Below are 21,315 nucleotides of genomic sequence, written 5' to 3' on the forward strand. Positions count from 1 at the left end.
GTGGAGGGGCCGCCCCGGAGAACGCAATGAAAGTGATAGGCCTCGCGGGATGGAGCGGTGCCGGCAAGACCACCTTGCTGACGCGGGCGATCCCGCAATTCTCAAAACAGGGCCTGCGCGTGTCCGTGATCAAGCACGCCCACCACGCCTTCGACGTCGACGTACCCGGCAAGGATTCCTGGCGGCACCGCGAGGCTGGTGCGGCCGAAGTTCTGGTGTCATCGGGGCGGCGCTGGGCCTTGATGCATGAGCTGCGCGGGGCGCATGAGCCGCGTCTGGCGGAACTGCTGGCGAAGATGTCGGCGGTCGATCTCGTCGTGGTCGAGGGTTTCAAGCGCGAGCCGCACCGCAAGATCGAGGTCTATCGCGCCGCGAATGAAAAACCGCTGCTGTTCCCCGACGATCCCGGTATCGTCGGGCTAGCGACCGATACGGCGGTTGAAACCAGGTTGCCGACTGCCCATCTCGACGATATCGAGGCCGTGGCGGCGATGATGTTGCGGTCTGCGATATCGCTCGAAGACGTGCTGGCGAAATGCGAAGCTGAGGGCTGAACAGGCACATGGCGCAATTGTCCGACGATTGCTTTGCCTTCGGCGGCCCGATGATGTCGGTCGATGAGGCCGTCGGCCTCATTGCCACGCGTGTGACGCCGGTCGTGGATATCGAGACGGTTACGCTCGCCCGCGCCGATGGCCGCATTCTGGCGCACGAGATCCTGGCTCCGCTGCCGTTGCCGCCCTTCACCAATTCCGCCGTCGACGGTTATGCGGTTGCGAGCCGCGACCTGCCGCAGCAGGAAGCGCAAGCGTTTCCGGTCACCGGCCGCGTTCAGGCGGGCAGTTCCGCATCTGCGCCGCTCGAGCCGGGGCAGGCAATGCGCATCTTCACCGGTGCGCCGATGCCCGAAGGCGCAGATACCGTGTTCATGCAGGAAGACGTGCGCGTCGAGGGCGACAAGGTGGTGCTTCCCGCAGGCCTCAAGCCGGGCGCCAATGTACGCCCCGCGGGCGAAGACATCGCTTCAGGTTTTGCGGCGCTGCAGGCCGGCCAGCGGCTGCGGCCGCAGGACGTTGCGCTCGCCGCAGCCTTTGGCCTGACACAACTCGATGTCACAAGGCGGATTCGCGTCGCCGTGTTCTCTACCGGCAACGAACTGGCCTCGCCGGGCGAAGCGCGCGCCGCGGCGCAATTGTTCGATTCCAACCGTTTCATGCTGATGGCGATGTTGTCGCGGCTCGGCTGCGAGGTCAGCGATCTCGGTATTATCAGGGATGATCGCGCCTCGCTGGCCCGCGCGCTGCAGGAGGTCGCCGGCGGTCATGATTTGATCCTCACGACGGGCGGCGTTTCGACCGGCGAGGAGGACCACGTCAAGGCAAGCGTCGAAAGTGTCGGCAGGCTGGTGCTGTGGCGGATGGCAATCAAGCCGGGACGCCCCGTCGCGATGGGCATCATCGGCGGCACGCCGTTCATCGGATTGCCGGGCAATCCGGTGGCGAGTTTCGTCACTTTCGTTCACGTGGTGCGGCCGACCATTCTGGCGCTGTCCGGTGCCCGGCCGGAGCCGCTTCGGCCGATGCCGGTTCGCGCCGCCTTCAGCTATAAGAAGAAGATCTCGCGCCGCGAATATGTCCGCGTCAGCTTGCGCAAGGGTGCCGATGGCGCGCTCGAAGCGGTAAAATTCCCGCGCGAAGGCGCTGGGCTGCTGTCGTCGTTGGCGGACACCGATGGGCTCGTCGAACTCGGCGAGGACGTCACGCAGGTGTCGCCCGGCCAGACAGTCGGGTTCCTGTCCTATGCAAGCCTGATCAACTGATGTCCGTTGACGATGCAGGCCCTTTTCGCCATGGTCGGCGCATGACGACGACAAAACTCGATCTCGCTGGCCTGAAATGTCCGTTGCCGGCGTTGAAGACACGCAAGGCGCTGAAGACGCTGCCGCCCGGCGACAGGCTGGAGGTGCTCTGCACCGATCCGCTGTCCGTGATTGACATTCCGAACCTCATTCGGGAGACCGGCGACAAGGTCGAAATCACCGAGCGCAGCCCAAGCCGCATCGTGTTTCTGATAGAAAAAGCAAATGGGACGATATAAAAGCCGAATGCTTGGGCGGTCCCGCGAGTAAACCCTCGCGCGTTAATTAGACGAGTTCACGACAGCGTCCGATTGCCGGGTGCGACAATCGGTCCTACAAATCCCGGCATGAACTTCCCGACATCGAAGGCGAGCGCGGCGATATCCCCTGCAACGGTCAATGAACCGGCGGCCAAACCAGGCAAGCCGGCCGGCGGTCCCGAGTTCAGCGCGCTGGCGCAGGCCTCGATCCTGATCGTCGATGACGAGCCAGGGATGCGCAATTTTCTCGTGCGCACGCTGGGGCCGCATTGCAAGCACGTGGAAGAGGCCGCCGACACCGACGACGCCTCACGCAAGCTCGACAAGAGCCGGTTCGACGTCGTCATTCTCGACAACATCATGCCGGGCAAGAACGGCGTCGACTGGCTGGCGGAGCAGCGGGCCGTCGGCTTCTTCGCCGACGCCATCCTGATTACAGCCTATGCCGATCTCGACACGGCGATCCAGGCGCTGCGCGCCGGCGCAGTCGACTTCGTGCTGAAACCGTTCCGCTCTAACCAGATCCTCAATGCGGTTGCACGCTGCCTCGACCGGGTCCGGCTGCAGCGCGAGAACTACGTTTTGCGTTATGCGCTGCGCGCTTCATCCGATCGCACCTTCCTGCGCGACAATCTGATCGGGGAGTCGCCCGCGGCCCGCAGCGTGCGCGAAACCATTGCCCGCGTCGCCCGCCTGCCGACCTCGATCCTGCTCACCGGGGAATCCGGCACCGGCAAGGAAGTCGCGGCGCGCTCGATTCACTCCCTCTCCGATCGCGCCGACAAGCCTTTTGTGCCGGTGAACTGCGCCGCCATTCCGCCTGATATGATCGAGGCCGAGCTGTTCGGGCACATCAAGGGCGCTTTTACAGGTGCGGATAGCGGCCGCGAGGGCCTGTTCCTCTATGCGCATGGCGGCACGCTGTTCCTCGATGAAATCGGCGAACTGCCGTTGCCGATGCAGAGCAAGCTGCTGCGTATTCTGGAGGACCGCCGCGTTCGTCCCGTCGGCTCCGAGCGTGAAGTACCGGTCGATCTTCGTCTCATCTTTGCGACCAATGCCGATCTGCAGAAGCAAGTGGAGAAGGGACGCTTTCGCGCCGATCTCTATTACCGCCTGAACGTCATGCAGATACATCTGCCGCTATTGAAGGACCGCGGCGACGACGTGCAGGAACTCGCCACCATCTTCATGAACAAGCTCTCGATCCAGCTCGGCATGCCGCCGGTTCCGATCGATAGCGCAGTGCGGGCCGCACTCGCGAGTTACGACTGGCCCGGCAATGTGCGCGAGCTGCGCAATTTGATCGAGCGCACGTTGATCCTCGGCGCGTTCCCGGACGATTTCGCAGGCCCACGGAACGACGGGCAGGTCGCCAGTGCCGACAGTCTCGCGGACCTGGAGCGCCGGCACATTCTTTCGGTCTTGAAGGAGACCGGCGGCAACCGCGAAGAAGCAGCGCGGCGGCTCGGCATCTCGCGCAAGACCATCGACCGCAAACTCGTGTTATGGAATGGCTGACCGGGCAGGCCGCATCGAGGAGCCGGTGCGCGGGGCATCCGTCCGCTTCCGGCTGCTCGCGATTGCGCTGTTGCCGATGCTGGTCATCCTGCCGCTTCTGCTTGGGGTCGCCATCTATCGCTGGAATGCGCGGTTTGACGCTACGCTGATCTCCAAGGTGAACGGCGACCTCACCATCGCCCACCAATACCTGGCCCGCATTCTGGAAAAGACCGGCGTTCAGATCCGCGGCCTGAGCCTTTCGTTCCGCTTCCGGGAGGTCGAAGAGCGGGAAACGATCTCTGCGGTGGAGACTTTGCTCGAACAGTCCCGCAAGGAGATGGGTCTCGACTTCCTCTATTTGATGGATGCCGGTGGGAAAATCATCGCCTCGTCACCCGCGCTTGAGGGAGCGCCGAGGGCCGATTGGCCGATCATCACGTCGGCGTTGTCAGGCGAATCCCCGTCGACGGGGATCGATATCTTCACCAACGACGAACTTGCGACGATTTCGCCGGCGCTTGCCCAGCGTGCGCGTCTCGATCTGGTGCCGACGCCAAACGCAGTGCCGACCGATCGCAGCACGGAAACCCATGGCATGGTGGTGCATGCGGCCAGCCGCGCAACGGCTCCCGGAGGCGGGCCGGCCGCGCTGGTTGGCGGGATACTGCTGAACCAGAATCTGGAATTCATCGACACGATCAACGATCTCGTCTATCGGGCGGCAAGCCTGCCCGAAGGCAGCCAGGGAACGGCGACGCTGTTTCTCGACGACGTGCGTATCTCGACCAATGTCCGCCTGTTCGAGGGACGGCGTGCGCTGGGAACGCGGGTGTCGGCGGCGGTGCGCTCTGCGGTGATGGGGGAGGGGCGCACCTGGCTGGACAGCGCCTTCGTCGTCAACGACTGGTACATCTCGGCCTACGAGCCGCTCGTCGACACCTACGGCAAGCGCGTCGGCATGCTTTATGTCGGATTTCTGCAGAAGCCGTTCAATGACGCAAAGCTTGAGACGATTCTGATCATTGCGGTTGCGTTCATCGCGATCACGGCGGCAAGCGTACCGATCTTCCTGCGCTGGGCGCAATCGATCTTCATGCCGCTCGAACGCGTCACGGCGACGATCGGTGAAGTCGAGAGCGGTAACCTCTCCGCGCGGACCAAATTGCCGGCATCGGGTGACGAGATCGGCCGGGTGGCGGTTCACCTCGATACCTTGCTGGACCAGATCCAGGAGCGCGATCGTCAGTTGCGCGAGTGGAACGAGGAGTTGAACACGCGCGTGCGCGAGCGCACCCGGGACCTCGAACTTGCCAATCTGAAGCTTGAGGCGACCACCAAGCAGCTCATCATGTCCGAAAAGCTCGCCGCGATCGGCGAGATCACCGCGGGCGTTGCGCATGAGATCAACAACCCGATCGCGGTGATGCAGGGCAATCTCGATGTCATCCGCAGCGTGATCGGCGCTGACACCGAGAAAGCCAAGGTCGAGTTTCGGCTTGTCGATGAACAGATCCATCGCATCAGCCAGATCGTCACCAAGCTCTTGCAGTTTGCGCGGCCGGAAGAGTATGCCGGCTATGTCGAGCGTCATGCGCCCGGAAGCGTCGTGGCGGACTGCCTGCCGCTGGTGCAGCATCTCCTGAACAAGACCGAAATCAGGGTTGCGCGGGAAGATCGGGCGAGCCGCCTGGTCCTGATGAACCGCACCGAGCTGCAGCAGGTCGTGATCAACCTCATCGTCAACGCGATCCACGCCATGCCGGACGGCGGCACCTTGACGCTGCGCTCGTTTGACGCCGATCGTGACGGCCACCCGGGCATCTCAATAGACGTGGCCGACACCGGCATCGGCATGAGCGCTGACGTCCTGGACAAGGTCTTCGATCCCTTCTTCACCACGAAACGCAGGGACGGGACAGGCCTTGGCCTTTCCATCAGTCAGACGTTGGTGAAGCGCCAGCGTGGCCAGATCACGGTGGAAAGCCGGATCGGCTCCGGGAGTACATTCCGGGTGTGGCTGCCCGAAGTGACCTGACCGGACATTTTGTCCAGCGGCTATCAGGACATTTTGTCCGATGCACCGGCAGGCATTTGGTTAAGTGATTGATTTTCTGCATCGCGCGATTTGGCACGCGGATTGCTGACTTCTCACTCAAGGGTTGGAGTGGGGAGGGCGCGATGATCGGATATTCGGTCGCAAGCTGGGCGACTGCGCGCGCTTGCCGTCTTCATGACGTGCCCATGCCGAACCTCAAAATGATTTTGCCTCGACTTGAACTCCGATCTGTCGCGCGGACATCGCACGTCCGCGCATACGGTCGGCGCTGCGTGGTCCCCATCCAACACCCCCAACCTCTCAACAAACGTGCCCGGTAAGGCCGCGAATGGAGAAACGCCTATGACGACAGCCGATGCCACGCTCGCACCATCGGGTGCGATCGGGATTCTCGACAAGGAGCGAACGATTGCGGCCGCCGGCTTCAATCGCTGGCTGGTGCCGCCGGCCGCACTCTGCATTCATCTATGCATCGGCATGGCCTATGGCTTCAGCGTGTTCTGGCTGCCGCTGTCGCGCGCGATCGGCGTGACCGCGCCGAAGGCCTGCCCGGACATGACGCTGGTACAGGAGTTGTTCACCACCACCTGCGACTGGAAAGTCGCCAGCATGGGCTGGATGTACACGCTGTTCTTCGTGTTGCTCGGCGTCTCCGCCGCGATCTGGGGCGGCTGGCTGGAGCGCGTCGGACCGCGCAAGGCGGGTTTTGTGTCGGCGCTGTGCTGGTGCGGTGGTCTCGTGCTCGGCGCGATCGGCATCATCACCCATCAATTGTGGCTGTTGTGGCTGGGAAGCGGCGTCATCGGCGGCATCGGACTCGGCCTCGGCTACATCTCGCCGGTGTCGACCCTGGTGAAATGGTTTCCGGACCGCCGCGGGATGGCGACCGGCATGGCCATCATGGGTTTTGGCGGCGGCGCCATGATCGGCGCGCCGCTGGCGAACCTGTTGATGAACTATTTCAAGTCCCCGACCTCGGTCGGCGCCTGGGAAACCTTCATCGCGATGGGTGCCATCTATTTCGTATTCATGATGATCGGCGCCTTCCGCTATCGCATCCCGCCGGCGGGCTGGCGGCCCGAGGGTTGGACGCCGCCGGCGAAGGCCAATGCGATGATCTCGCAGAACCACGTCCACCTGAAGGACGCGCACAAGACACCGCAGTTCTGGCTGATCTGGTGGGTGCTGTGCCTCAACGTCTCCGCGGGCATCGGCGTGATCGGCATGGCTTCGCCGATGCTGCAGGAAATCTTCGCCGGCAAGCTGATCGGATTGCCCGACGTCGGCTTCAACCAACTTGACGCCACGCAGAAGGCGACCATTGCGGGGATTGCGGCCGGCTTCGCCGGACTGCTCTCGCTGTTCAACATCGGCGGCCGGTTCTTCTGGGCCTCGCTGTCGGACAAGATGGGCCGCAAGAACACCTACTATACGTTCTTCATCCTGGGCATCGTGCTCTATGCGCTGGCGCCGACATTTGCGGCGATGGGCTCAAAACTTCTGTTCGTGCTCGGCTTCGGCATCATCCTGTCGATGTATGGCGGCGGCTTCGCCACCGTGCCGGCCTATCTCGCCGATATGTTCGGCACACAGTTCGTCGGCGCCATCCATGGCCGTCTGCTGACGGCGTGGTCGACAGCGGGCATCATCGGTCCCGTAGTCGTGAACTACATCCGCGAGTTCCAGCTTGCCGCCGGCGTGCCGCGCGACCAGCTCTACAACACGACGATGTACATCCTGTGCGCGATGCTGATCGCGGGCCTGATCTGCAACTACCTGATCAAGCCGGTCGACGCGAAGTGGCACATGAGCGACGCCGAGGTTGCCAAGCTGCAGGCAGCGACAGCGAGCGCGGGCAGCTCGGGGCCGTCAGGATCCTACGGCATCGGATTCGGTGGGCTCGACGCCAAGGCTGCGCTGTTTTGGGCGTTCGTCGGCATTCCCCTGGCCTGGGGCGTCTGGAAGACGCTGGAAAGCGCCGTCAAGATCCTCTGACTCTTCTGCCGTCGCGGGGCGAGCGTTCCGCGACGGCATTTCAGGTGCGATGTCGAATTGAAATCGAGCAATCGGAAATCCAGATCAATCCGCTTTCGCAATCGCAGCATGAGACGGCTTTATTGATCTCCCGACCAAATTCGCGTTCTCATCCGGTGATCAGGCAAAGCAAACGTGGTTGTTCCGGGCGCGGGACAGGATCGAAAGCTCGCGGCCTGTGTTGCCCTAAACATCTGATAAATCTCTTGGCATCTGGCATGCCACTGACTAGAGTTGGCTGGCAGACTGGCAGGGAACGAGACGTTTCAATGGATCACGACGTACACGACCTACAAAAAGTCCGCTCGTTCGATCATCCGGGCGCGGGACGGAAGCGAGCCAAGGCGACGCCGAAGGGCCGCCAGGTCGACCCCACCGCAGCCCATGAGATCGAGCTCCTGCTCGGCGGCCGGCCGCGGCGCCGCGACCTGCTGATCGAGCATCTGCACCTGATCCAGGACAAGTATCACCAGATCTCCGCGGCGCATCTTGCAGCGCTTGCCGACGAAATGAAGCTGTCGTTTGCGGAAGTGTTCGAGACCGCGACCTTCTACGCGCATTTCGACGTGGTGAAGGAGGGTGCGCCCGATATCGCGCCGCTGACCATCCGGGTCTGCGATTCGCTGACCTGCGCCATGATGGGCGCGGAGAAGCTGCTGCACGAACTGCAGGACAGTGCCGGCCCCGGCATCCGCGTGGTGCGCGCGCCCTGCGTTGGCCGCTGCGACACCGCGCCCGCCGCCGAAGTCGGCCATCACTTCGTCGATCATGCCACGGTGACGAATGTGCTCGCCGCCGCCAAGGCCGGCGACACTCACGCGCATCTACCCAGATATACCGGCTATGACGCCTACGTCGCCGGCGGCGGCTACAACCTGCTGAACCGGCTGCGCTCCGGCGCCATGACGAAAGAAGATCTCCTGAAGTCGCTCGACGACGCTTCGCTGCGCGGGCTCGGCGGCGCGGGCTTTCCGACCGGGCGCAAATGGCGCGCGGTGCTGGGTGAGCCCGGCCCGCGGCTGATGGCGATCAACGGCGACGAGGGCGAACCCGGCACGTTCAAGGACCGCTTCTATCTCGAAACCGATCCGCATCGCTTCATAGAGGGCATGCTGATCGGCGCGCATGTCGTCGAAGCGACCGACGTCTATATCTATCTGCGCGACGAATATCCGGCGTCGCGCGAAATCCTCACGCGCGAAATCGCAAAATTGCCGCCGGGCGGTCCTGTCCTGCATATGCGCCGCGGTGCGGGCGCCTATATCTGCGGCGAGGAATCCTCGCTGCTCGAATCGATCGAGGGCAAGCGTGGTCTGCCCAGGCACAAGCCGCCCTATCCGTTCCAGGTCGGCCTGTTCGGCCTGCCGACGCTGATCAATAATATCGAGACGCTGTGGTGGGTGCGCGACATCGTCGAGAAAGGCGCCGACTGGTGGAAGAGCCACGGCCGCAACGACCGCCATGGCTTGCGCAGCTATTCGGTCTCGGGCCGCGTGAAAAATCCCGGCATGAAGCTGGCGCCGGCTGGCGTCACCGTGCGCGAACTGATCGATGAGTTCTGCGGCGGCATGGCCGACGGCCACACCTTCCACGCCTATCTGCCGGGCGGCGCGTCGGGCGGCATCCTGCCGGCATCGATGGACAACATCCCGCTCGATTTCGGCACGCTGGAAAAATACGGCTGCTTCATCGGCTCCGCCGCTGTCGTCATCCTGTCCGAGCAGGACAGTGTGAAGGGCGCGGCGTTGAACCTGATGAAATTCTTCGAGGATGAAAGCTGCGGCCAGTGCACGCCGTGCCGCGTTGGAACCCAGAAGGCGGCGCTCTTGATGCAGCAGCCGGTCTGGAACCGCGAATTGCTGGACCAATTGAGCCAGGCGATGCGCGACGCCTCGATCTGCGGGCTTGGACAAGCCGCCTCGAACCCGCTGACGTCAGTGATTAAATATTTTCCGGAAGAATTCGTGCCGAAAGAGGCCGCGGAATGACCAAGATCAAGTTCGAACTCGACGGCCAACAGGTCGAGGCCAACGCGGGCGAGACCATCTGGCAGGTGGCAAAACGCCACCAGAAGGAAATCCCGCACCTCTGTTATTCGCCGGAGCCGGACTACCGGCCTGACGGCAATTGCCGCGCCTGCATGGTCGAGATCGAGGGCGAGCGCGTGCTGGCCGCATCCTGCAAGCGCACGCCGAGCGTCGGCATGAAGGTGAAGACCGAAAGCGCGCGCGCCGTCGCGGCGCAGAAGATGGTGATGGAATTGCTGGTCGCCGACCAGCCGGCGCGCGAGACCTCGCACGATCCCGATTCGAAATTCTGGCACTGGGCCGAAAAGGTCGAGGTGACCGAGAGCCGTTTCCCGGCGGCCGAGCGGTGGCAGGGCGATACCAGCCATCCCGCGATGAGCGTCAATCTCGATGCCTGCATCCAGTGCGGCCTGTGCGTGCGTGCCTGCCGCGAGGTCCAGGTCAACGACGTCATCGGCATGGCCTATCGCAATGCCGGCGCCAAGATCGTGTTCGACTTCGACGACCCCATGGGTGAATCGACCTGCGTCGCCTGCGGCGAGTGCGTGCAAGCCTGTCCGACCGGTGCACTTATGCCCTCTGTGATGCTGGACGAGAACCAGACCCGCGTCACCTATGCCGACAAGAAGGTGGATTCGCTCTGCCCGTTCTGTGGCGTCGGCTGCCAGGTCACCTATCAGGTCAAGGACGAGAAGGTCATTTACGCCGAGGGCCGTGACGGCCCGGCCAACCATAACCGGCTCTGCGTCAAGGGTCGTTTTGGTTTTGATTACATCCATCATCCGCATCGGCTGACAAAGCCGCTGGTGCGGCTGCCGAACGCGAAAAAGGATGCCAACGACCAGGTCGATCCGGCCAATCCGTTCACCCATTTCCGCGAAGCTACGTGGGAAGAGGCGCTGGATATCGCTGCAAAAGGCCTCGTCAAGATTCGCGACGAGAAGGGCGTCAAGGCGCTGGCCGGCTTCGGCTCGGCCAAGGGTTCGAACGAGGAGGCCTATCTGTTCCAGAAGCTGGTGCGCACCGGCTTCGGCTCGAACAATGTCGACCACTGCACGCGGCTCTGCCACGCTTCATCGGTCGCGGCGCTGATGGAAGGGTTGAATTCCGGTGCGGTGTCCGCGCCGTTTGCTGCGGCGATGGATGCCGAAGTCATCATCGTGATCGGCGCCAATCCGACCGTGAACCATCCGGTCGCCGCGACCTATCTCAAGAACGCGGCCAAGCGTGGTGCCAAGCTGATCGTGATGGACCCGCGCCGGCAGGCGCTCTCGCGCCACGCGTGGAAGCATCTCGCCTTCAAGCCCGGCAGCGACGTCGCGATGCTGAACGCGATGCTCCACACCATCATCACCGAAGGGCTGACCGACCAGCAATATATTGCGGGCTATACCGAAGGCTTTGACGAGCTCGCCGAGCGCATCAAGGAATTCCCGCCGGAGAAGATGGAGGCGATCTGCGGTATCCCCGCGGAGACGCTGAAGGAGGTGGCGCGAACTTACGCGCGCTCGCAGGCCTCGATCATTTTCTGGGGCATGGGCATCAGCCAGCACATCCATGGCACCGACAATGCGCGCTGCCTGATCGCGCTGGCGCTAACGACAGGCCAGGTCGGCCGTCCCGGCACCGGCCTGCATCCGCTGCGCGGCCAGAACAACGTGCAGGGTGCTTCCGACGCCGGTTTGATCCCGATGTTCCTGCCGGATTATCAGCCGGTCGGACGCACCGATCTGCGCGAGCCTTTCGAGAAGCTCTGGGATCAGGACCTCGATCCTGTGCGCGGCCTCACCGTGGTCGAGATCATGAATGCTATCCATGCAGGCCAGATCAACGGCATGTATATCGAGGGCGAAAACCCCGCGATGTCGGATCCCGACCTGCAGCACGCGCGCGAGGCGCTGGCCAAGCTCGATCATCTGGTGGTGCAGGATCTCTTCGTCACGGAAACCGCGTTCCACGCCGACGTAATCCTGCCGGCGTCTGCGTTCGCCGAAAAGAGCGGCACCTTCACCAATACCGACCGCCGCGTGCAGCTTGCGCGCGAAGTGATCCGTCCGCCGGGCGATGCGCGGCAGGATCTCTGGATCATCCAGGAGATCGGCAAGCGCATGGGCCTGCCCTGGAACTACAACGGCCCGGCCGATGTCTTCACCGAAATGACGCAGGTGATGCCGTCGCTGAACAACATCACCTGGGACCGGCTGGTGCGCGAGGGCGCGGTGACCTACCCGGTTGACGACCCGAACAAGCCCGGAAACGAGATCATCTTCACCACCGGTTTTCCGACCGAGAGCGGCCGCGGCAAGATCGTGCCGGCCAAGGTGATCGCGCCGGATGAGATACCCGACGCCGAGTATCCGATGGTGCTCTCCACGGGGCGCGTGCTCGAGCACTGGCACACCGGTTCGATGACCCGCCGCGCATCCGTGCTCGATCAGCTAGAACCCGAGGCGGTGGCGTTCATGTCGCCGAAGGATATGCGCAAGCTCAGCGTCTGGCCCGGCGATTTCATCAAGCTGGAAACCCGCCGCGGCGCCGTCGAGGTCAAGGTTCGCTCCGACCGCGACGTGCCGGAGAACATGGTGTTCATGCCGTTCTGCTACGCGGAAGCGGCGGCGAACTTGCTGACCAACCCGGCGCTTGATCCGTTCGGCAAGATCCCCGAATTCAAGTTCTGCGCCGTGCGCGCAGAAAAGCTGGCGCTACAGTCGGCGGCGGAGTAGGCGGCCTGTAGCCCGGATGAGCGAAGCGACATCCGGGACTTCACCAACACTGTTGCCGCATCGGACTAGAGCATGATGACTCTTGGTTAGATCGATTGGCCGCAGACTTGCTTCACCTCTCCCGCTTGCGGGGGAGGTCGGCGCGGAGCGCCGGGTGGGGGGCTCTCCACTCGGGCAGTGTCGCCCGCGGAGACACCCCCACCCCAACCCTCCCCCGCATGCGGGAGAGGGAGCGCACCTTCTTCGTGGTCGCGATCAAATCTAATTTTCATCATGCTCTAGCGGATTGGTCGAGGCAGTCCGGCAGCTCGCGCTGCCGGGATAGTGCGCAGTACCATTCACCCTCATCATAGGCGATCCGCCGAATCGGCCATTGCGGCAACTCGAGATCGATCAGCGCCTGCGTTCGCAGGGACGACGGAAGGCGTCTTTATGAGATTCCTATAACGTCGCCATCCTTCCCGTCTCGAAAACCTATGCGCCCGGTGGCACCTCAGGCCCGGAACGCATAGCCGTATCTTCGGCTGCGTGGGTAACGTTGCAGAGGAACATCCCATGCTGGACATTGTGATGCTGGCGCTCGCTCTCGGCCTCTTCGTGGCGGGCATTGGTTATGCCTATGTCTGCGAACGGTTGTGAGGGAGAGCGCCATGATCTTCGATTACTCGCTCGCCGGTCTCGTTTCTCTCGGTCTGCTGTTTTACCTGACCTACGCGCTGCTGCGCCCCGAGCGGTTCTGATCTCACATCCAGAGGTAATCCCATGACCGTCATCGGCTGGATTCAAATTCTATTGTACTGCGCGATCGTGGTCGCGCTCGTAAAGCCGCTCGGCTGGTACATGACGCGCGTCTTCAGCGGCGAGCGCACACCCCTCACGCCGATCCTGCGGCCGGTCGAGGCTGGGCTGTACTGGATCGGCGGCGTCGATGAAAAGCGCGAGCAGCATTGGCTGACCTACACGGTCGCGATGTTGCTGTTCCATGTCGGCGGCTTCCTCATCATCTACGGCCTGATGCGGCTGCAGGCGCTGCTGCCGTTCAACCCCGCGGGACAATCCGCCGTCGCCCAGGATTTGTCCTTCAATACCGCGATGTCCTTCATCACCAACACCAACTGGCAGAATTACGGCGGCGAAAGCACGCTGTCGTACCTGACGCAGATGCTGGGCCTGACGCCTCAGAACTTCCTGTCGGCCGCGACCGGTATCGCGCTCGCAGTGGCGCTGATCCGCGGCTTCTCCCGTTCCTCGATGCGCACGATCGGCAATTTCTGGGTCGACGTCACGCGCTGCACGCTTTACGTGCTGCTGCCGATCTGCATCGTCTATACGCTGTTCCTGGTGTGGCAGGGCATGCCGCAGACGCTCGGCGCCTATGTCGAGGCCACCACGCTGGAAGGCGCCAAGCAGACCATCGCGGTCGGTCCCGTGGCGTCGCAGGTCGCGATCAAGATGCTGGGCACCAATGGCGGAGGCTTCTTCAATGCCAATGCCTCGCATCCATTTGAAAACCCCACCGCGCTGTCGAACCTCGTGCAGATGATCTCGATCTTTGCGCTCGGCGCGGCGCTCACCAACGTGTTCGGCCGCATGGTCGGCAACCAGCGGCAGGGGTGGGCGATCCTCGCCGTGATGGGCGTTCTCTTCCTGTCCGGCGTCGCCGTCACCTATTGGGCCGAAGCCAACGGCACCTCGACGCTGAGCGCGCTGGGACTCTCCGGCGGCAACATGGAAGGCAAGGAAGTCCGCTTCGGCATCGTCGCCTCCTCACTCTTCGCGGTCATTACCACCGCAGCCTCCTGCGGCGCCGTCAATGCCATGCATGACTCCTTCACCGCGCTCGGCGGCATGATCCCGCTGCTCAACATCCAGCTCGGCGAAATCATCGTCGGCGGCGTCGGCGCCGGCATGTACGGCATGCTGTTGTTCGTCGTTCTGGCGATCTTCGTCGCCGGCCTGATGGTCGGCCGCACGCCGGAATTCGTCGGCAAGAAGATCGAGGCGCGCGAGGTCAAGATGGCAATGCTTGCGATCCTGATCCTGCCGCTGATGATTTTGGGCTGGACGGCCGTTGCGGTCGTCTTCCCTCCGGCGGTGGCGTCGATGGCCAATGCCGGTCCGCATGGCTTTACCGAGGTGCTCTATGCCTTCACCTCGGCGACCGGCAATAACGGCTCGGCCTTCGGCGGCCTGACCGGCAACACCTTCTTCTACAATCTGACACTCGCCAGTTCGATGTTTGTCGGCCGCTTCTTCATGATCGTGCCGGCAATGGCGCTGGCGGGATCGCTTGCGGCCAAGAAATCGATCCCGCCCTCGGCCGGCACGCTGCCGACCACCGGCGGCCTGTTCGTCGGCCTCGTCGTCGGCGTCATCCTGATCATCGGCGGGCTCACCTTCTTCCCGGCGCTGGCGCTTGGGCCGATCGTCGAGCACCTCGCGATGAACGCCAACACCTTGTTCTGATCGAAGCCGTCGGGAGTTACGTCCATGGAAACCATGAAACTGCAGAAAAAGGCGACGGCGTCGGCAATGTTCGATCCGAGCATTGTGCTCCCGGCAATCCGCGCGGCCTTTGCAAAACTCGATCCGCGGCTAATGGTGAAGAACCCCGTGATGTTCGTGGTCGAAATCGTGGCCGCGCTCACGACCGTGATATTCCTGCGCAATCTGGTGACCGGCGGCGAGAGCCTCGCCTTCACCTTCCAGATCATCCTGTGGCTGTGGTTCACCGTGCTGTTCGCCAATTTCGCCGAGGCCGTTGCCGAGGGCCGTGGCAAGGCGCAGGCTGAGTCGCTGAAGAAGACCCGCACCGAGAGCCAGGCAAAATTGCTGGAAGGTCCCGGCAAGAACTATCGTCTGGTACCCGGCACCAGCCTGAAGGTGGGTGACATCGTCCTGGTCGAGGCCGGCGACAACATCCCCTCTGATGGCGAGGTGATCGAGGGGGTGGCTTCCGTGAACGAGGCCGCGATCACGGGTGAATCCGCGCCGGTAATCCGCGAATCCGGCGGTGACCGTTCGGCGGTGACTGGCGGAACGCGAGTGCTGTCGGACTGGATCCGCGTTCGGATCACGGCGGCGCAAGGCTCGACCTTCATCGATCGCATGATCAAGCTGGTGGAAGGAGCGGAACGGCAAAAAACACCGAACGAGATCGCGCTCAATTTTCTGCTCGCAGGCCTGACCATCATCTTCGTGTTCGCCACCGTGACGATTCCGAGCTACGCGGCCTATGCCGGCGGCTCGATTTCGGTGGTGGTGCTGGTGGCGCTGTTCGTCACGCTGATTCCGACCACCATCGGCGCGCTGCTGTCGGCGATCGGTATCGCCGGCATGGACCGGCTGGTGCGTTTCAACGTGCTCGCCATGTCCGGCCGCGCGGTCGAGGCCGCCGGCGACGTCGACACCCTGCTGCTGGACAAGACCGGCACCATCACGCTCGGCAACCGGCAGGCCACGGCGTTTCGTCCCTTGCGCGGTGTCACCGAACAGGAACTGGCCGATGCGGCGCAGCTCGCCTCGCTCGCCGACGAAACCCCGGAAGGCCGCTCGATCGTCGTGCTGGCGAAGGAGAAATACGGCATTCGCGGCCGCGACATGAAGGAGCTCAACGCGAGCTTCATTCCCTTCACCGCGCAGACGCGCATGAGCGGCATCGACGCCGGGTCATCGTCGGTGCGCAAGGGCGCGGTGGATGCGATCCTGAATTACGTCGATGGTGGCGGCGCGATCCGCGCGGTCGCTTCCGGGAATGCGGCACGCGCCGTGTCGGGCGTCCTCTCGGAGGAGGCCCGCGAGATCCAAGCGATTTCCGACGAGGTCTCGAAAGCCGGCGGCACGCCGCTGGCGGTCGCCAAAGACGGCAAATTGCTCGGCATCGTGCATCTGAAGGATATCGTCAAGGGTGGCATCCGCGAGCGCTTTGCCGAACTGCGCCGCATGGGCATCCGCACCGTGATGATCACTGGCGACAATCCGATGACCGCAGCCGCCATCGCCGCCGAAGCCGGCGTCGACGATTTCCTTGCCCAGGCAACGCCGGAGGACAAGCTGAAGCTGATCCGCGACGAGCAGGCCAGGGGCAAGCTGGTGGCAATGTGCGGCGACGGCACCAACGACGCGCCGGCGCTGGCGCAGGCCGATGTCGGCGTCGCCATGAACACCGGCACGCAGGCGGCGCGCGAGGCCGGCAACATGGTCGATCTCGATTCCAATCCGACCAAGCTGATCGAGGTGGTCGAGATCGGCAAGCAGCTTCTGATGACGCGCGGCGCGCTCACCACATTCTCGATCGCCAACGACGTCGCGAAATATTTCGCCATCATCCCGGCGATGTTCCTGGCTTTCTACCCGCAGCTCGAGGTGCTCAACGTCATGCACCTGGCAAGCCCGCAGAGCGCCATCCTGTCGGCGATCATTTTCAACGCGCTGATCATCATCGCGCTGATCCCGCTGGCGCTGAAAGGCGTTGCCTATCGCGCGGTCGGGGCAGGCGCGCTTCTGCGCCGTAACCTGCTGATCTACGGCTTGGGCGGCATCATCGTTCCCTTCATCGGCATCAAGGCCATCGACCTTGCGGTTGCGGCTTTGGGGCTAGCCTAACCCGTCATTGCGAGGAGCGAAGCGACGAAGCAATCCATCTCACCGCGGTATCAGACAGTGGATTGCTTCGCTTCGCTCGCAATGACAGAGAACTAGGAGACACACAATGCTCAGAGAAATCCGTCCCGCGATCCTCATCCTGCTGCTGCTCACCGCGATCACCGGCCTTGCCTATCCCCTCGCCATGACCGCGATCGCCGGCGCGATCTTCCCGAAGCAGGCGCAGGGCAGCCTGATCGAGAAGGACGGCAAGGTGATCGGCTCCGCCCTGATCGGGCAGGAGTTCAAGGAAGACAAATATTTCCACGGCCGCCCGTCTGCGACCTTGGCGCCGGACCCGGCCGATCCGACCAAGACGGTCTCCGCGCCTTACAACGCCGCCAGTTCTGGCGGCTCCAATCTCGGGCCGACCAGCAAGGCGCTGGCCGACCGGATCAAGGAGGACTTCGCGAAGCTGAAGACCGAAAACCCAGCCGCACCCGTGCCGGTCGATCTCGTTACCACCTCCGGCAGCGGGCTCGATCCGGATATCTCGCCGGAAGGCGCGCTGTTCCAGGTCCCTCGGGTGGCGAAGGCCCGTAACCTGCCGGACGCCCGCGTCCGCGAACTGGTCGTGGAGCATACGCAGGGCCGCATGGCTGGATTGCTTGGCGAGCCCCGCGTTAACGTATTGGCGTTGAATCTGGCGTTGGACGAGATATCAAAATGAGACCCGCTAGGCCCCTCGAAGGGTGAGGACTATATTGCCGCATGGTCCAAGCCCGCCGCGATCCCGAACAGCGTCCCTCGCCGGAAGCCCTGCTGGAGGCAGCGCGGCGCGAGGAGAGCCGCGCTGGCAAGCTCAAGATCTTTGTCGGCGCCGCGCCGGGCGTCGGCAAGACCTATGAGATGCTGCAGAGCGCCCACGCCAGGAAGAAGGCCGGCGCCGATGTCGTGGTCGGCATCGTCGAAACCCACGGCCGGGCTGAAACCGAAGTGCTTCTGAACGGCCTCGAGGTGCTGCCGCGCCGACGGCTTGCCTACAAGGAGCAGACGCTCGAGGAGATGGACCTGGATGCCCTGATCGCACGGCGGCCGCAGATCGCGCTCGTCGATGAGCTCGCTCACACCAACGCGCCTGGCAGCCGTCATCCCAAACGCTATCTCGACGTTGAGGAATTGCTGTCCCACGGCATCGACGTCTATACGGCAGTCAATATCCAGCACATCGAGAGCCTCAACGACGTGGTCGCGCAGATCACGCATGTGCGGGTCCGCGAGACTGTGCCGGATTCCGTGTTCGACCGCGCCGACGCCATTGAGCTGATCGACCTCACGCCCGACGATCTGATCCAGCGGCTGAAGGAGGGCAAGGTCTATGTGCCCAAGCAGGCCGAGCGTGCGCTGGAGCATTATTTCTCGCCGGGCAACCTGACCGCGCTGCGCGAACTGGCGCTGCGGCGTACCGCCGAACGCGTCGACGAGCAGTTGCTCACCCATATGCAGGCCAATGCCATAGCGGGTCCCTGGGCGGCGGGCGAGCGCATCCTGGTTTGCGTCAGTGAAGATCCGCGAGCGGCCGGGCTGGTGCGCTATACCAAGCGGCTGGCGGACCGGCTGCACGCGCAATGGACCGCTGTTAGCATCGAGACGCGCCGTAGCCTGCAACTGACCGACGAGCAGCGCGACCGGCTGGCCGACACCATGCGGCTGGCGGAAGCGCTCGGCGGCGAGGCGCTGACCATCCCCGGCGTCGGCCGCCGCATCGCCGACGACGTGATCCATTTCGCGCATGCCAACAACGTCACGCAGATCATCATCGGCAAATCGACCCGCTCCTGGTGGTTCGAACTGACGCGCGGTTCTGTCGTGCACGATCTGGTACGCCGCGCCGGCCATATCAGCGTCCACGTCATCCCCGGCGACGAACAGGGCGTGGCGAAGGCGGCGGTGCAGACCGCGGCGCGGCAGGAGCCGTTCAACCTGCGACCCTACATGATGGCGCTGCTGTTCGTCGCGATCGGTCTCGGCGCTGCCGAACTGATCCAACCGATGTTCGCTGGCATCGAGAACGTCGATCTCGTCTTTCTCACCGCCGTGGTCGGCGTCGCCGTTCGCTACGGGCTTTGGCCATCGCTGCTGGCGAGCGTCGCGGCGTCGCTATGTTACAATTTCTTCTTCATGCCGCCGTTCTATACCTTCACCATTGCCGATCCGACCAACGTCGCCGCCTTCTTCTTCTTCATGCTGATTGCGCTGCTGGTCTCCAATGTCGCGGCACGGGTGCGCTCTCAGGCCGACACCGCGATCGGCCGGGTGCGCACCACCGAATCGCTCTACGCCTTCAGCCGCAAGCTCGCGGGAACCGCGACGCTGGACGACGTGCTGTGGGCGACCGCCTATCAGACCGCGTTGATGCTGAGGGTGAGGGTGGTGCTGCTGTTGCCGGAGGACGGCGTGCTCACCGTGAAGTCGGGCTATCCGCCCGAGGATCAACTGGACGAGGCCGACCTTGCTGCCGCCAAATGGGCCTGGGACAACGACCGTGCGGCCGGGCGCGGCTCGGATACGCTGCCGGGCGCCAAGCGGCTATTCCTGCCGATGCGAACCGGGCGCGGCGCGATCGGCGTCATCGGCATCGACGACGACCGCACCGGTCCGTTGCTGACGCCGGATCAGCGCCGCCTGCTGGATGCGCTGGTCGATCAGGGCGCGCTGGCGATCGAGCGCGTGCTGCTGGTGGAGGACATGGACCGGGTCAAGCGCACGGTGGAATCCGACCGGCTGCGCGGCGCGCTGTTGACCTCGATCTCGCACGATCTGAAAACGCCGTTGGCCTCGGTGCTCGGCGCCGCTTCCACCCTGCGCGATCTCGGCTCCAGCCTCAACGACGACCAGAAGAACGAACTTCTCGCCACCATGATCGACGAATCCGAGCGCCTCAATCGCTTCATCGCCAATCTGCTCGACATGACCAAGCTGGAGTCCGGCGCGATCGTGCCGAATACCGCGCGGCATGACGTCTCCGAGATCGTCGGCAGCACGCTGCGCCGCGCGAACAAGATTCTGCTGCATCACAAGGTGTCACTGGAGCTCAGCACCAATCTGCCGATGCTGGAGCTCGATGCCGTGTTGTTCGAACAGGTATTGTTCAATTTGCTTGACAACGCGGCCAAATACGCGCCGGCCGGCACCACGATTTCGATCCGGGGCACGCGCGATCAGGCAAGCGTGTCGCTGCAGATCCTCGACGAAGGCAGCGGTATTCCGCCTGCGGAGGTGGAAAGCGTGTTCGACAAATTCTATCGCGCTCACAAGGGCGACCACGTCCGTGCCGGCACCGGGCTGGGGCTCGCCATCTCGCGCGGTTTCGTCGAGGCGATGCATGGCACGATATCGGCCGCCAATCGTAACGATCGCTCGGGAGCCATCATCACTATTCGACTGCCCGTCCCGGCCTCCGATAGCGCGCTGGATACCGCCGCATGAATGCCGCTCAGATCAAGGTTCTGGTGATCGACGACGAGCCGCCGATCCGCAAATTGTTGCGCATGGGGTTGAGCACGCAGGGCTACGACATCCTCGAAGCCTCCAATGGCAAGATTGCGCTGGAGAAGCTCGCGGAAGGCCCGGCGCTGATTATCCTCGATCTCGGCCTGCCTGACATCCAGGGCCATGATCTCTTGCGCATGATCCGCGGCCGCAACGAGAGCGTGCCGATCGTGGTGCTGTCGAGCCGCGGCGACGAGGCCGGCAAGGTGCAGGCGCTCGACCTCGGCGCCGACGACTATCTGACCAAGCCGTTCGGCATGGACGAGTTGCTGGCGCGGATGCGCGCAGCGCTCCGGCACCAATTGCAGGTGCAGGGCGAGCGGCCGGCATTCCGCGCAGGCGATCTCTCGGTCGATCTGGTGCGCCGCATCGTCAAGGTCGGCGAGCGCGAAGTAAAACTCTCGCCGAAGGAATACGAATTGCTGCGCGTTCTGGTGCAGCATGCCGGCAAAGTGCTGACCCATCGCTTCCTGTTGAAGGAGCTGTGGGACGAGCTGACGGATGCGCAGTATTTGCGCGTCTATGTCCGCCAGCTACGTCAGAAGATCGAAGCCGATCCTGAGCGCCCGCAATTCGTGCTGACGGAGACCGGCATCGGTTATCGGTTGCGCGCGCCGGATTGATCACACCTCCGATAGCCGCTGTCCCCGCACTTGATCGATCGTCGTGCGGGTCAGCTTGCCGATGCGGCGTCGCCATGAAGTGGTATGCTTCCCTG

14 protein-coding genes are annotated in these 21,315 nt (G+C 63.5%); all 14 read left to right on the plus strand.

The genetic code is table 11. The features are described from left to right. Nucleotides 1-26: 26 nt before the first annotated feature. The 14 genes from mobB to LMTR3_RS07075 all read left to right on the plus strand — a co-directional run bounded on the left by mobB (nucleotide 27) and on the right by LMTR3_RS07075 (nucleotide 21,220). A complete protein-coding gene (gene mobB / locus LMTR3_RS07010; RefSeq protein WP_065744367.1) occupies nucleotides 27-554 on the plus strand; it encodes a molybdopterin-guanine dinucleotide biosynthesis protein B in 528 nt (175 codons plus the stop codon). Nucleotides 555-562: 8 nt separating this feature from the next. Further along, nucleotides 563-1,819, plus strand: coding sequence for a molybdopterin molybdotransferase MoeA (locus LMTR3_RS07015; RefSeq protein WP_065744368.1), 1,257 nt, complete (start codon nucleotides 563-565; stop codon nucleotides 1,817-1,819). A gap of 41 nt (nucleotides 1,820-1,860) precedes the next feature. Next, a complete protein-coding gene (locus LMTR3_RS07020; RefSeq protein ID WP_065744462.1) occupies nucleotides 1,861-2,097 on the plus strand; it encodes a sulfurtransferase TusA family protein in 237 nt (78 codons plus the stop codon). A 108-nt stretch (nucleotides 2,098-2,205) separates the two neighbouring features. Continuing rightward, the gene (locus LMTR3_RS07025; RefSeq protein ID WP_065744369.1) at nucleotides 2,206-3,639 is read left to right on the plus strand and encodes a sigma-54-dependent transcriptional regulator; all 1,434 of its coding nucleotides are present in this window, start codon (nucleotides 2,206-2,208) and stop codon (nucleotides 3,637-3,639) included. Continuing rightward, nucleotides 3,632-5,656: a sensor histidine kinase gene (locus tag LMTR3_RS07030; RefSeq protein ID WP_065744370.1), complete on the plus strand. Its 2,025-nt coding sequence runs from the start codon at nucleotides 3,632-3,634 to the stop codon at nucleotides 5,654-5,656. Before LMTR3_RS07025 ends, LMTR3_RS07030 begins: the two co-directional genes overlap by 8 nt. 363 nt (nucleotides 5,657-6,019) lie before the next feature. Continuing rightward, nucleotides 6,020-7,672 carry an OFA family MFS transporter gene (locus LMTR3_RS07035; RefSeq protein ID WP_065744371.1) on the plus strand — a complete coding sequence of 551 codons (1,653 nt, stop codon included), beginning with the start codon at nucleotides 6,020-6,022 and terminating at the stop codon, nucleotides 7,670-7,672. A 308-nt stretch (nucleotides 7,673-7,980) separates the two neighbouring features. Continuing rightward, the gene (locus LMTR3_RS07040; RefSeq protein ID WP_065744372.1) at nucleotides 7,981-9,699 is read left to right on the plus strand and encodes an NADH-ubiquinone oxidoreductase-F iron-sulfur binding region domain-containing protein; all 1,719 of its coding nucleotides are present in this window, start codon (nucleotides 7,981-7,983) and stop codon (nucleotides 9,697-9,699) included. Next, nucleotides 9,696-12,461 (plus strand): formate dehydrogenase subunit alpha, encoded by a 2,766-nt coding sequence (gene fdhF, locus LMTR3_RS07045; RefSeq protein ID WP_065744373.1) that lies wholly within the window; start codon nucleotides 9,696-9,698, stop codon nucleotides 12,459-12,461. The genes LMTR3_RS07040 and fdhF overlap by 4 nt, the downstream gene beginning before the upstream one ends. 650 nt (nucleotides 12,462-13,111) lie before the next feature. Then, nucleotides 13,112-13,201 (plus strand): K(+)-transporting ATPase subunit F, encoded by a 90-nt coding sequence (locus tag LMTR3_RS07050; protein WP_016846764.1) that lies wholly within the window; start codon nucleotides 13,112-13,114, stop codon nucleotides 13,199-13,201. A 22-nt stretch (nucleotides 13,202-13,223) separates the two neighbouring features. Further along, nucleotides 13,224-14,927 carry a potassium-transporting ATPase subunit KdpA gene (gene kdpA / locus LMTR3_RS07055; protein ID WP_065744374.1) on the plus strand — a complete coding sequence of 568 codons (1,704 nt, stop codon included), beginning with the start codon at nucleotides 13,224-13,226 and terminating at the stop codon, nucleotides 14,925-14,927. A 24-nt stretch (nucleotides 14,928-14,951) separates the two neighbouring features. Then, complete coding sequence (gene kdpB / locus LMTR3_RS07060) at nucleotides 14,952-17,066, plus strand: potassium-transporting ATPase subunit KdpB (RefSeq protein ID WP_065744375.1); 2,115 nt, start codon at nucleotides 14,952-14,954, stop codon at nucleotides 17,064-17,066. 106 nt (nucleotides 17,067-17,172) lie between these two features. Further along, entirely contained in the window at nucleotides 17,173-17,775 is a 603-nt protein-coding gene (locus tag LMTR3_RS07065) for a K(+)-transporting ATPase subunit C (RefSeq protein WP_065744376.1), read from the plus strand. A 41-nt stretch (nucleotides 17,776-17,816) separates the two neighbouring features. Continuing rightward, the gene (locus LMTR3_RS07070; protein WP_065744377.1) at nucleotides 17,817-20,534 is read left to right on the plus strand and encodes a DUF4118 domain-containing protein; all 2,718 of its coding nucleotides are present in this window, start codon (nucleotides 17,817-17,819) and stop codon (nucleotides 20,532-20,534) included. Further along, nucleotides 20,531-21,220, plus strand: a complete 690-nt coding sequence (locus tag LMTR3_RS07075) for a response regulator (protein ID WP_065744378.1) — start codon at nucleotides 20,531-20,533, stop codon at nucleotides 21,218-21,220. The genes LMTR3_RS07070 and LMTR3_RS07075 overlap by 4 nt, the downstream gene beginning before the upstream one ends. Nucleotides 21,221-21,315: the final 95 nt, after the last annotated feature.

It is taken from the genome of Bradyrhizobium sp. LMTR 3, from assembly GCF_001693485.1.
In the GTDB taxonomy this organism is placed as follows: Bacteria; Pseudomonadota; Alphaproteobacteria; order Rhizobiales; family Xanthobacteraceae; genus Bradyrhizobium.